Source organism: Sphingomonas sp. TX0543 (assembly GCF_048565505.1).
Lineage (GTDB): Bacteria > Pseudomonadota > Alphaproteobacteria > Sphingomonadales > Sphingomonadaceae > Sphingomonas.
Genome location: NZ_JBLZUS010000002.1, coordinates 2306416 through 2319107 on the forward strand (window position 1 = coordinate 2306416; position 12692 = coordinate 2319107).

The window sequence follows — 12692 nt, forward strand, 5'->3', positions numbered from 1 at the left end:
GCACCCTAGTGGAAATCGCGCGTTTTGACTTCGATAGTGTCGATGTGAAGGTCGGGGATATAAATATCGCGGGTTCGAAGCCCGTTTGGCGGTAGGCCGCGCGGGTCTGGGCTTGCCGAGCCGTGATGGAATTCGTCGCCGCGCCCATGTGGTAGTGGAAAGGCCGTGTCGCGCTCGCCGACGCTTGCCAGCTCAGCGGAAAGATCTGTCAGACGCTGCGCAACGAGATGAACCACTTCGCCTTCGCGTTGAACGCGCCCGCGCACGGCGATCATGCCGACCGACAGGATGGTGCGGCGGTTCTGCTCGAAGACCTTGGGCCAGACCACGAGGTTGGCAATTCCGCTCTCGTCTTCGAGCGTGATGAACATGACGCCCTTGGCGCTGCCAGGCCGCTGTCTCACTAACACGATGCCGGCTGCCTCTAGCCATCGGCCGTCTTTGGCGTCCATCGCCTCTTGGAAAGTGACCATGCGGCGACGGCGCAGCTCCCGGCGCAGGAACGAGACCGGATGGTCCCGCAGCGACAGGCTGACATGTCGGTAGTCCTCTACGACTTCACCGCCCGCCGTCATGGGGCGCAGGATGACGGCCGGCTCGGCGACCTCTGGCACGATCTCCGTCTCTCGGGCCGACGCGGCGGCGAAGAGCGGGAGCGGTTCATCGCGCAGAGCCTTGATCGCCCATAGCGCCTCGCGGCGTGCCAGGCCGAAGGGCGGTCGAAATCCGTCCGCTTCGGCGATTTGCGTGAGCGCCGCGACGGGGATGCCGGCACGGCGCCATAGATCGTCTACGGAGCCGAAGGGCTGATCCGCCCTGGCCGTGACGATCGCCGCGGCGTGGGCATTGGCGAGGCCTTTGACCATGCGCAGACCCAGGCGAATGGCGAATCGCTCTTCGCTACCGGCGGGCTCGAGCGTGCAGTCCCATCGGGATGCGTTGGCGCAGACCGGACGGATTTCGACGCCATGATCACGCGCGTCACGCACGATCTGCGCCGGCGCGTAGAAGCCCATGGGCTGACTGTTCAGCAGCGCGGCGCAGAACACTTCGGGATGCCAGCATTTGAGCCAGGCCGAGGCGTAGGCGATTAGCGCAAAAGAGGCTGCGTGGCTTTCCGGAAACCCGTAGCTGCCGAAGCCCTCCAATTGTTTGAAGGTCTGCTCGGCGAACGCCTGCTCGTAGCCGTTGGCCACCATGCCGGCGATCAGCTTATCGCGGAAATGCGAGACGCCGCCGGTGAACTTGAAAGTGGCCATCGACTTGCGGAGCATGTCGGCTTCGCCGGGAGTAAAGCCGGCGCATTCGATCGCAACCCGCATCGCCTGCTCCTGGAAGAGCGGCACGCCGAGCGTCTTGCCGAGCACTTTCTCCAGCTCGGGCTTTGGGTAGTGGACGGGTTCAAGGCCCTCCCGGCGATGAAGATAGGGATGTACCATGTCACCCTGGATCGGACCGGGCCTGACGATCGCGACCTGTACGACGAGGTCGTAATAGGTGCGAGGCTTCAGACGCGGCAACATCGACATCTGCGCCCGGCTCTCGATCTGGAACGTGCCGAGCGTGTCCGCCTTGCGGATCATCGCGTAGGTGCGCGGGTCTTCAGCCGGGATGGAGGCAAGGTCGAGGTTGACGCCCTTATGCTCGGCCAGAAGGTCCAGTCCCTTCTTCATGCAGGTCAGCATCCCGAGCGCCAGGACGTCGACCTTCATGAATTTCAGGGCGTCGATATCGTCCTTGTCCCACTCGATGACCTGCCGGTCCTTCATAGCGGCGGGCTCGATCGGCACGAGGTCGTCGAGCCTGTCATGGGTCAGGACGAAACCGCCGGGATGCTGGCTCAGATGGCGCGGCGCGCCCATGAGCTGCCGGGCGAGATCGAGCGTCAGGCGAAGCCTGCGATCGGCGAGATTGAGATTCAGTTCCTCGACGTGCTTCTGTTCGACGCCTTCCTCCGACCAGGCCCAGACCTGTGACGACAAAGTCCCGATCAGGTCTTCAGGGAGGCCGAGCGCCTTGCCGACATCGCGCAGCGCGCCCTTGGTGCGGTAGCGAATGACGGTCGAGCAGAGAGCGGCATGGTCGCGGCCGTAGGCGTCGAACACCCACTGCATGACGATTTCTCGCCGCTCATGCTCGAAATCGACATCGATATCGGGCGGCTCTCGGCGTTCCTCGGACACGAACCGCTCGAAGAGAAGATCGTTGCGACCGGGATCGATCGACGTGATGCCAAGGACATAGCAGACGGCGGAGTTGGCAGCCGATCCGCGCCCTTGGCAAAGGATGTCCTTCGAGCGGGCGAAGCGAACGATCGAATTCACGGTCAGGAAATATGGCGCATAGTCGAGCTTCTCGATGAGCCGCAGCTCATGTTGAAGCGCGGTGGTCACGCTATCGGGCACGCCTTCCGGGTAACGCTCGGCTGCGCCTTCCCAGGTGAGCTTCGCCAGCGTCTCCTGCGGCGTAAGGGCCGGATCGTCGCGTTCTTCCGGATATTGGTAGGCCAGCTCGTCGAGATTGAAGCGGCAGCGGTCGGCGATTTGCAGGCCTCGGGCAAGCGCCTCGGGGTAGCGGCTGAAGAGGCGGTGCATCTCCTCGGGCGGCTTTATGTATCGATCGGCGTGACGCTCCCGGCGGTCGCCGATCGTATCGATCGTGACGTTGTGCCGGATGCATGAGACGACGTCCTGAAGGATGCGGCGGGCGGGTTCGTGGAAGAGGACGTCGTTCGTCACCACGGTCGCGACCCGCATCTTGGTGGCGAGGTTCGACAGCTCGTGAAGGCGAAGCTGGTCGTTGGGCCGGCGACGCAGTGTCAGAGCCAGATACGCCCGATCGCCGAACGCATCGCGCGGTCGGCGCAGACGAAGGCCGCATTGGTCATCCGCGAGATCCGGCACGAAGACGGCGATAAATCCTTCGCCGTAAGCGACGAGGTCCTGCCATTCGAGCACGCACCTTGCCTTTCCGCCGCGCCGCTTGCCGAGCGACAGTAGGCGGCAGAGACGGGAATAGGCAGGTCGGTCGGTCGGATAGACCAGCACAGACATACCGTCGGCGAGGTCGAGGCGGCAGCCGACAATCAGGCGGACGCCTGTGGTCTTCGCCGCCTCGTGGGCCCGGACGATGCCGGCGAGCGAATTCCGGTCCACCACGGCCAGCGCTTCGATCCCGGCGAACGCCGCCTGGGCGAACAGCTCCTCACAGGACGACGCCCCCCGCAGAAAGCTGAAATGCGAGGTGACCTGAAGCTCGGCGTAGCGGGGCTCGCTCATCCGAAGACTCCGTGGATGAACCAGCGGTGCGAGCCTGTGGCGGTGTCCTCGCCGTCGCCGGCGCGGAACAGCCAGTAGCGTTCGCCGGCGTCGTCCTCAACCCGGAAGTAGTCGCGGACGGCGGCCAGCTCGGCGTCACGCTTCCACCATTCGCCGAACACGCGCTCCGGGCCGTCGCCGCGTCGAAGGCGGCGGCGGATTCCGCGCCAGGTGAACGAGACCGGCGGATGATCAGGGAGCAACGCGACGGTCTCGACCGGCTCGGGCGTCGGCAGTAGGCGCGAGGGCCTCGGCCAATGGCCGGGCCAGCCCACTCCCGTATCGGCCGCCATCGCCGGGATACGACAGACAGACCGCTCCGGAACGTCGCTGGCGACAGGGGCAAGCCGATAGAGGGCACGTTCGCCAACGCGGTTCATCAGGGTGTCAATGAGATCGGAGACGTCGGGGGCGCTCTCCTCAACCAAAGAACTGACGATCTGTCTGCGCTCAAGCGGTTCGGCGACGCTGGCGGCGAGGGTCATCACCTCGATGCCGAAGCCGGGCGAGATGGTCTCGATCTTGTCGCACAGGAGGCGCGTCAGCCGCTTCGCGTCGCGGACCGGTGTGGCCATGCCGACCCGCACGGCCTGGGCCCGGCTGTCGACGCGGTGGCAGATGAGATCGAGCCTGCGTGCGCCGAGGCCGCCTTCCTCCAGTCGCTCGCAAAGCTGGTTGACGAGCTTGCCGATGTAGCGGGCGATGGTCTCGGCCGCGCCGATCGGTTCAGCGAAGGCGCGGCGCACCTCGATGAGATCGGCAGGCCGGACCGGCTCGATGAGTTCGGCCGCAGTGCCCAAGGCCTGGTCTAAGCGTCGGCCGAGTTCCGGGCCGAAGCGCAAGGTGAGCGGTGCGCGCGGCTGCGCCAGAAGATCGCCGACCGTTCTGAAGCCGAGTGCGCGCAACGCCGCAGTGGTCGCGGCTGGAATGCGCAACGCCTCAAGCGGTAACCGCTCCAAGACGGATGGGCCGTGACCCTCCGGCGCGATGACGGCAGGCTGCGCCACGAACCGGGCCAGCGCATGGGCTGCTCCCCATGTGTCGGCGATCGCGCCTCTAGCGGTGATCCCGGACATGGCGAGGCGCCCGATCAAGCCCTCCAGCATGACGGCTTCGCCGCCGTGGAGGTGATCAGCGCCTGTCGAGTCGATGATGAGGCCGTCAGGCGGGTCTGGAGCCACGATAGGCGCATAGCGGAGGAGCCACACCGCGAGGCGCTCAAGGGCCTCGTCGTCGGCTACTGGCTGGGCATCCTGCACGATAAGAGCCGGCACCAGGACCTGTGCCTTAGTGACGGGCATGCCGGCGCGCAGTCCGGCGGCCTGGGCCGCAGCATCCGCCGCCAGCACCACCCGCCTGTTCCCGTCGCGGCCAATCAGGACGAGCGGCGCCTCAGCCGGAGGCGCCGCGTCGCCAGCCTTCCGCCGAAGCCGGTCTGTGGACCAGTTCGGCAGGAAGAGCGAGACGACCCGTGTCATCGCACGCCTCCAACTCGAAATCTGCACTTTCGCCCGCTCGGGCGCGGATGAGTTCAACCAACCAGCGTGCGCGGCCCACGCCGGGAACGGGTAGCGGCGTTGAGGGCATTACGGAGACGCGCCAGCGCGTCATCGCAGATGTCGGTTGGCCGAAATCCGTCGCCTCTGTCTGTCGCCGCCAGCGCCGCAAGGCGATCCCGAGCGAGCCGGCGCCTTCGGCCGCCAGTTGCAGGCGTCTTGATGCTGTCATCGAAAGGCGGGCGACCTCGCCGATGACGGCCCCGAGGCCGCCGTGGCGCAATCCTTCTTCCATGCAGGCGAGGACGGTCTTGTCGTCGCCGGCTTCGAGGTAGATCACGCGGTCGCTCGCGAGGCCTGCCTGGGCAATGGCGGGCGCGAATAGGTCGGCGCGCGTGATGCACCAGAGGATTTTGCCTTTGGTGCGGGCGGCGAGGCCCGCGCTGAAGGAAGCCGCTGCGGCTCCGTCGACCGCTCCGTTGCCGCCGCCGGCTATTTCATGCAGCGCGCCGAGGGCAAGGCCGCCGCCGGGGAGTCGCGAATCCACCTCGGTGATTCCGAAAGGAAGGACCGATTTGGCGCGCCGGCTTCGGCCTTCGATCTTCTCGATCTGCGCGCGCAGGGACTCTATGGCGGGCTCGGGCCGCAAGTGCGTTCTTGACCTCCGAAGGCGGCGTAGTCATGTTCGCGATTTGTTCTGATTTTCGGGTCATAGAGTCAAGAATGATTCTGCGGCCTTGCCGCTGCGGCGATAACTCGAAGCGGAATTTCCGAGCCCTGCGGGGGGATCAGGCCAGGTGCGCTTTGCGGCGCCGCAGGACGGGAGCGAACTCGGCCAGCCCCTGCGCTTCGAGAATGTCTATGAATTCCGCAACGGATGGCGTCGTGCGTCTGAGGTTTTCGCGCGCCCGCGCGATACTGCTTAGAAGGGCTTTCGGATAGGCTCGGTGCAAGGCCGAAAGGAAGGCGTCGGGCGACATAGCGGCGATTCCGTGAGGGGTGATCTGCGAAGCGGGAAAATCCTTCAGGTTCCAAGTGACGATCGTCTCGGCACCGCCAGCGATCGCGGCCGCCAGCACATGCCGGTCATCCGGATCGGGCAAGGAAAGGCTCGGAATCAGGCTCCGATGGTTGGCGACATTGGCGTCAGGCAGGACGGCTTTCATCATGTCGCGGGTGGTCTCGAAGCGCGCGACCGGTGTGCTGGGAGAATTGGCGGCGAGATTGCGTATCCATTCCGCGTGAATGTCGTTGGTCCAGCGCGCGGCGACTAAGCCATCGAAGGCGCACTGGATCAGCACATTGCGCAGATGGAAGGGATAGAGGACGCAGGCGTCGTAGACCGCGATGGGCGGTCTAGAGGCCATGGTTGACGACAAGATCCTCTGTGTCCTCGGCCAGGACGTCCATCGCCTTCTGGCGAGCGTCCAGCGTCTCCTTCAAGGCCAGCACGTCCTTCAGCGATGCCCGGCGGTGCTTTCCGACGTAGCGGAACGGCAGATCGCCGATGTCCATGCGATGGACGACGAGCGGACGCGAGATGCCCAGGATCACCGATGCGTCGGTCGGGCTCAGCTCCTGATCTTCCGTGAGCACGGCGACCCTCTCGCCGTTCAGCAGGCGAGACAGCAGCGTCTCGACGGCGCTGATGGCGGCCGGCGGAAGGGACAGGGTCTGCTCCCGTCCATCGCGACGCCGCACATGCAGCTCCACGTGATCGCCCTCTGCCAAGGTTGGCAGAGGCGTCACAGTCTTGCGGTCGCGGTCGGACAGACCGGCGAACTGCACCACTTGGCTGGCCATGATCGTGTCTCCTGACCAGCCAATATAAGGGTTGCGGGGCTTAACTGCAATAACTGAAACCCCCATCGCGCGATCAAGCTGCAAGCAACTGCTCCGAGTCCTCGGCCGTGTCCTGTTCGGTAGCGGCGGCCTTCTGCAGGAACCGCGCGAGGGCGGCTTTCCGGGAGTCCCGGTCCAGGGCGTAGGCCGTCTGTTTGAACTCGATCCCATCCAGAAGCCCCTGAATGTAGCCCGAGATAGTGTCGGCGGCCATGATGAGCGCGGTATCGAGCGTATGGATGTAGTTGCTCGTGACCGATCCCTTCGCATGCCCGACCAGCGCGGCGATCGTGACTTCGGTGAAGCCGAGATCGTTGGCGATACTGGCGAAGCTGTGCCGCAGGACGTGTGGCGTGATGTCGGCGAGCGCGGTGTCCGCGAATATCTGCTCCCAATGGTTGGGGAAGCTCCCGAACGCATTGTCATCACCCTGGCCGGGAAAGACGTAGGTGCCGGTCTGCTCCTTCCGGCGGTTTTCGAGATACTCCACGACAGGCAAGCCGATCGGACGGATCGAGCTTCCTTCCTTACTGTCGATCAGCCGGAGACAGCTTGAATCGGTGTCAGCCTCGCTCCAAGCCAAGGTGATCATCTCGGTCCGACGGCATCCGGTGAGCGCGAGCTGCCGGATGATGTCGACCGACAACTCATACTTCCCGTTCTCTGCAGCCTTGGTCAGGATGTCGCCGAGCAGGCGATATTCGGCCTCGGTCAGGCGCCGTCCGCGCACATTGTCCTTCGGCCGCCGGACGCCGTGGACGGGATTGAGGTCGATGATGCCTGCTTCAACCGCGTAGGTGAGGATGCCGCCGAACAGTCCGATCGTCCGGGTAGCCGTTCCGGCACCGCCGCGTACGATGGCGCGGCCGCGCAGCTTCTTCGTCTTGACGCTGCAGCGGGTCTTGCCGGCCATGATGTCTTTCAGGGCCTTCGTGATGTCGGCCTTCACAAGGTCCTTGACCCTCCGAGTGCCGAGCAAGGGCACGATGTGGCGCTCGATGCGTCCTGTATCCGAGAGGATCGTGCTCGCCTTCTTTGGCCGGCCACCCTTACCCAAGATGAGGCCAGCCTTGAGATCAGCGACGTAGAGGTCGCACAGCTCCTTGACGGTGATCGCCTTGTTGTCGAGCTGCTTCTCCTCGGCGGGATCTTCACCCTGAGCGATGCGGCCTAGTTGGACCTTCGCTTCCTGGCGCGCGCGCTCGGGCGTCCAGATGCCATGCAAACCGATGGTGAACCGACGCGAACGCTTGCCGAGGCGATACTGGATGACGTAGCTGCGCTTTCCCGACGTGAAGACACGGAGGCCGAAGCCGGGAAGTTCGTCGTCCCAGATGACGTAATCTTTGGAGCGGCTTTCAGCGGCGTCAACGACCCTTTTGGTGAGCTTAGACATGGGCTTTCTCCGAGCCGACAGCGCTCTCTCGCGTAAGCATCACGTAAGCAAGCGGGCGAAAACTGTGGCGAGACAGAGCGTACTTCCGGCGGAAGCCGAAATCAAATTCTTTAGCGATTACAGGGAGATAGGCGGTCATCGGCGGCTCCTGGCGTTTATTGGCGGAGCCAGCGATAATCCCTCCGAAGGCAGAGGCCAGAGGTTCGAATCCTCTTGGGTGCGCCACAATCTCCGCCGTTTTCGACCATCGATACTCGCGATCGAATCGATGACGCTCCTGCAAATCCCGTGCATGGGGGCGTGCGGCTCAGCGGCCGAACATCGCCACTGGTTGCGGGTGCTCGCCCGTGAGATACTCCACGCACGAACGCCGCTGACATTACCGCCCTGTCCACCGCGAGCTTCTGGCCGCGCCGGCCGCCATCGCCAGCGCGCGGATCACGGGTAAGTCGGCGGGATCGAGGGCAGGATCACGCCGACCTGCTTGCCATAGCCGTCCCACGCCGCCGTCAAGGCGGCAAGACGCTTCGGCTCGGCCTTGGCGAGATCCCGTGTCTCACCCGGATCGTCGGCGAGGTTGAACAGCCGCCACCCGTTGCCGAGATCGACCGCCTTCCAGTCGCCCTGCCGGATAGCGCGGCGGCCGAACAATTCGCTGCCGACCTGTTCGTCGGCTGCATGCACCCGCTCGGTCGCACCGGTCAGATACGGTGTCCAGCTCAGCCCGCGCACCGGCTGGACCGTGCGCCCGGCATAACTCGACCCGCGCCACTGCCCGCCCGCCGCCTCCACCAGCGTCGGCACCACATCCATCACCGTGCCATAGACGCCGGAAACGCCATTTCGGCCGCCGGGCCAGTTTATGAACGCCGCGACGCGCGTACCGCCCTCGGTCGTGTAACCCTTGTAGAGCCACGACGGCGCGGTCGCCGCCTGTGCCCAGCCAGGCCCATAGCCGATATAGGACGTCGGCCTGCCGTAATTCTCCACCCGGTTGTCCGCCGCCTTGACGCGCTGCGACAGGCCGGGGATTTCGGCGCGGGCCACGTCCAGCCCCTCCGCGCCATTGTCGGCGGTGAAAAGGATGATCGTATTGTCATATTGCCCGGTCGCCTTGAGATGCGCGATCACGTGGCCGACGTTCTGGTCCATCCGATCGACCATCGCGGCATAGACCTCCATCGCGCGGCTTTGCGCGCGGCGTTCCTCGGGCGAGAGATCGGCCCAGCGCTTCGCTCCCTTGGCGAACACCACGTCATGCGCGACGACGCTTTGGGGAATCAGCCCGAGCGCCTTCTGTCTCGCGAGCCGCTGGTCGCGCAACACCTCGAAGCCGGCGTCGTATTTGCCCTTGTAGCGCGCGATATCCTCATCCGGTGCCTGCAACGGCCAGTGCGGCGCGGTGAAGGTCAGATAGGCGAAGAACGGCTTGGCCTTGTCCGCCTTGTCGAGGAACTCGATAAGCTTGGACGCATAAGTGTCGGACGAATAGAAGTTGGCGGGGAGCGCGGCCAGTTGCTTCCCATTCTCCCAATGGGTCGTGCCAAGATCGCCGGGCTTTTTGGATATGTCGACCCCGTAATGGTTGCCGCCGCCCTGCGCGAGGTCGAAGCTCTGGTCGAAGCCGTGCCGCGCGGGGCTGTCCTCCGCCCGGACGCCGAGATGCCATTTACCCGCCATCAGCGTGGCATAATCCAGATCGTGCAGCCGATCGGCCAGCGTTACGATGTCGGCGGGCAGATACCCCTCATAGCCGCGCTGACCGCGCTGGTTGGGGGCGGTCAGTTCGGCCATGTTGCCTAGGCCAGCGAGGTGATTGTCGGTGCCGGACAGCAGCATCGAGCGGGTCGGAGAACAGGTCGGCGCTGCATGAAAGCCGGTCAGCTTCAACCCGCGCGCGGCAAGCGCATCGAGGTTGGGCGTGGCGATTTCCCCACCGAACGCACCGATATCGGAATAGCCGAGATCGTCCGCGACGATGATGAGGATATTTGGCTTGCGCGCCGCCGCGGGTGTCTCGGCCTTGGCGGGCGCGGTCGCTGGGGTCGCGAGCAGCGGGGCGAGCGGCGTGAGCAAGGCCGCGCCGAGGAGGAGGAAATGGTACTTGTTCACTGCATTGCTCCGACTGTCGTGCATATTCCGTCACCCGGTCTCGCCAATGGTCCATCGCGCCGCCTGCTTGGCGCCCGATATCGCGCGTCGGGCCAAGCCGCCCGCTGGACCCCGGCACGCGGCCGGGGTGACGGTGCTTGAGGCTATTCGGCGGCGGTCAGGTCCGGCTGCGGCTCGGGTTTGAGCGCGCGGCTGTTCGATCCGTCCACGCCGACCGGCACTTGCCCCGCGATGGTCGCGCGACGAAGCTGGCGGCGCTGTTTGCCGAAATCGGCGATGGCGCGGTGCTGCGTCGCGCGATTGTCCCAGATCGCCACATCGCCCGGTGCCCAGCGCCAGCGCACGGTGTTCTCCGCCTTGGTGATATGATCCTGCAGCAAGGTGAAGATGCGCGCGGAGTCGTCGCGGTTCAGCCCGACGAACGACTTTACGAAATTGCCCAGCAGCAGCACCCTCTCACCCGTTTCGGGATGGACGTGGACCACCGGATGCTCAGTCTCGTACACGGTGGACGCGAACACTTCGCGGTGCCGCCGGATCTGCTCGCTCGACGCCTCGGGGCGGGCGGCGGCATAGTCATAGGCGTTGGTATGTATCGCGCGCAGCCGCTCGGCCAGCGCCTTGAGCGGGACGGGGAGATCGGCATAGGCGGCCGCACCATTGGCCCATAGCGTGTCGCCGCCGGTTGGCGGAATCACCAGCGCGCGCAGGATCGAAGCTTCGGGGAAGGCCGGCAGGAAGGTGATGTCGGTGTGCCAGGCCGACGCCGCCTCGCCTTCCTTCGAATCCAGTTCGAGCAGGAAGCGCGATCCTTCCGCGACCGGCACGGTCGGGTGCGCCAGCGGGTGGCCGAGCAGGCCGGCGAATTCCTCGTGGCTTTCATCGGTAAGCTGCGTCTGGTTGCGAAAGAAGATCACCTTGTGCCGAACCAAAGCGGCGCGGATCGCGGCGATCGTTTCCGGCTCCAGGTCGCCGCCGAGCTTCACGCCGCGGATTTCGGCACCGATGCGACCGGCGACGGGGACGATTTCGAGCGGGCTGTCGGCATCCTGGACGTTGTCAAAATGATGGATCAGGGCAGTCATGATACTTCTCCTTCTGCTTCGCGTGTCGGGGGGGAGGAATTCAGGGGGAACTGGCGGCACGCGTGTCGAGCGCGCGGCGGATGTCGGCATGGGCGGCCTCGTCGAGCGGGAAGCGCCAGATGATCGACGCGGCGATGACGTGCGCGAGCGCCGGGCCGAGCGCGAACACGTATTTCAGCGCCTCCAGCGCTTGCGGCGCGCTGTGCCCCTTGGGCTGGAACCCGAGCCACGCGACCAGCGGCAGCGCGAGGCCGATGCCGATCGCCGGCCCGACCTTCTGGGTCAGGCTGAACACCGAGAAGAACAGGCCGGTGCGGTTGTGCCCGGTATCCAGTTCATGCGCATCGGCGACATCGGCGACCATCGCGCGCAGCATCAGATTGCCCGAACCCTGTGTCAGCCCCTGAGCGGCGGCGAGCGCGATCAGCAGCCACAACATGCCCGGGAACACCGCGATAAGGCCAACATTGATCGCTGCTTGTGCCAGTTCGCCCACAATCGCGGTCTGGCGTTTCCCGTACCGCCGGCCAATCGCCAACCAGATCGGCCCCGCCGCCACGCCGAACACAAATTGCAGCAAATACAGTCCGCTGGCCCATGCGGGCAGGCCCATATAATTGACCGCGAAGAACACGATCAGGCCGGCACGGATCGACTGGCCGGCCGTCACCACCGTGTCCGACGCGAGCACGCGCAGCAGCAGCCGGTCGCGGAAGATGAGCGTGGCGGTCGCCCAGAAGCGCGCGCGCGGCAGGCGCTGCGCCGGGCGTGGCGGCTCTGGGAACGCGAACAGCGTCAGCAATAGCGTCGGCACCAGCGTCACCAGAATAAAGCCGCCCGCGACATGCAGCTTCAACGCGACATCGGCGGGGCGGAATTGCTCGAGCAGCGTCGGCAGGATCAACGTCAGCACCAGCCCGATCGCGCGCATCGTCGACTGGTAGGTCACGACGCGGGTGCGTTCGTGATACTCGCCGGACAGCTCCCCTGCCCAGGCGGAAAAGGGGATCTCGATCATCGTCCAGCCCGAGTAAAACAGGAACAGCACCAGTCCGAGATAGAGCGGTGACACCGTTCCCGGCGGGAAGAACAGCAGCGCCGATCCCAGCCCGAACAGCAGGCCACCCACCGCGATCCACGGGCGCCTGCGGCCGAAGCGGCTGCGCGTGCGATCGCTCAACGCGCCGACGATCGGGTCGCTCGCAACGTCCCAGAAGCGTCCGACGAAGAACACCAGCCCGATGATGCCGAGCGACAGGCCGTAATGCGTCGCGTAGAGTTGCGGCACGAACAGCACGAGCGGCAGGCCCGCCCCCGCGACCGGGACGGCGAGCGAGCCGAAGGCGAGCAGCCGCCAGCCGTCGCGCTGGCCGGTTCGCTCCTGCCTCGGTGTCGCTGGAGCCGCCGGCGCAACGGGCGCGGAATAGGGAATGCTGGCCATTGC

The 12692-nt window shown here is 65.4% G+C and carries 10 protein-coding genes; all 10 read right to left on the reverse strand.

All coding sequences use genetic code 11. The features are described 5' to 3' along the window. Positions 1 to 5 precede the first annotated feature (5 nt). The gene (locus ACM61V_RS11685; protein ID WP_419714009.1) at positions 6 to 3278 is read right to left on the reverse strand and encodes an error-prone DNA polymerase; all 3273 of its coding nucleotides are present in this window, start codon (positions 3276 to 3278) and stop codon (positions 6 to 8) included. Continuing rightward, the gene (locus ACM61V_RS11690) at positions 3275 to 4795 is read right to left on the reverse strand and encodes a Y-family DNA polymerase (protein WP_203310686.1); all 1521 of its coding nucleotides are present in this window, start codon (positions 4793 to 4795) and stop codon (positions 3275 to 3277) included. Before ACM61V_RS11690 ends, ACM61V_RS11685 begins: the two co-directional genes overlap by 4 nt. Continuing rightward, positions 4710 to 5462, reverse strand: coding sequence for an ImuA family protein (locus ACM61V_RS11695; RefSeq protein ID WP_168073947.1), 753 nt, complete (start codon positions 5460 to 5462; stop codon positions 4710 to 4712). Before ACM61V_RS11695 ends, ACM61V_RS11690 begins: the two co-directional genes overlap by 86 nt. Positions 5463 to 5601: 139 nt before the next feature. After that, complete coding sequence (locus ACM61V_RS11700; protein ID WP_203310685.1) at positions 5602 to 6180, reverse strand: PIN domain-containing protein; 579 nt, start codon at positions 6178 to 6180, stop codon at positions 5602 to 5604. Next, positions 6170 to 6616, reverse strand: a complete 447-nt coding sequence (locus ACM61V_RS11705; protein ID WP_203310684.1) for a DNA-binding protein — start codon at positions 6614 to 6616, stop codon at positions 6170 to 6172. Before ACM61V_RS11705 ends, ACM61V_RS11700 begins: the two co-directional genes overlap by 11 nt. Positions 6617 to 6689: 73 nt before the next feature. After that, positions 6690 to 8051, reverse strand: coding sequence for a tyrosine-type recombinase/integrase (locus ACM61V_RS11710; RefSeq protein ID WP_203310683.1), 1362 nt, complete (start codon positions 8049 to 8051; stop codon positions 6690 to 6692). After that, positions 8044 to 8190, reverse strand: a complete 147-nt coding sequence (locus tag ACM61V_RS11715; RefSeq protein WP_157080368.1) for a hypothetical protein — start codon at positions 8188 to 8190, stop codon at positions 8044 to 8046. The genes ACM61V_RS11710 and ACM61V_RS11715 overlap by 8 nt, the downstream gene beginning before the upstream one ends. 299 nt (positions 8191 to 8489) lie before the next feature. Continuing rightward, positions 8490 to 10187 carry an arylsulfatase gene (locus ACM61V_RS11720; RefSeq protein ID WP_419714010.1) on the reverse strand — a complete coding sequence of 566 codons (1698 nt, stop codon included), beginning with the start codon at positions 10185 to 10187 and terminating at the stop codon, positions 8490 to 8492. Between the two features lie 119 nt (positions 10188 to 10306). Beyond that, positions 10307 to 11248, reverse strand: a complete 942-nt coding sequence (locus ACM61V_RS11725; RefSeq protein ID WP_137786188.1) for a TauD/TfdA dioxygenase family protein — start codon at positions 11246 to 11248, stop codon at positions 10307 to 10309. 40 nt (positions 11249 to 11288) lie between these two features. Next, positions 11289 to 12689: an MFS transporter gene (locus ACM61V_RS11730; RefSeq protein ID WP_137786189.1), complete on the reverse strand. Its 1401-nt coding sequence runs from the start codon at positions 12687 to 12689 to the stop codon at positions 11289 to 11291. Positions 12690 to 12692 lie beyond the last annotated feature (3 nt).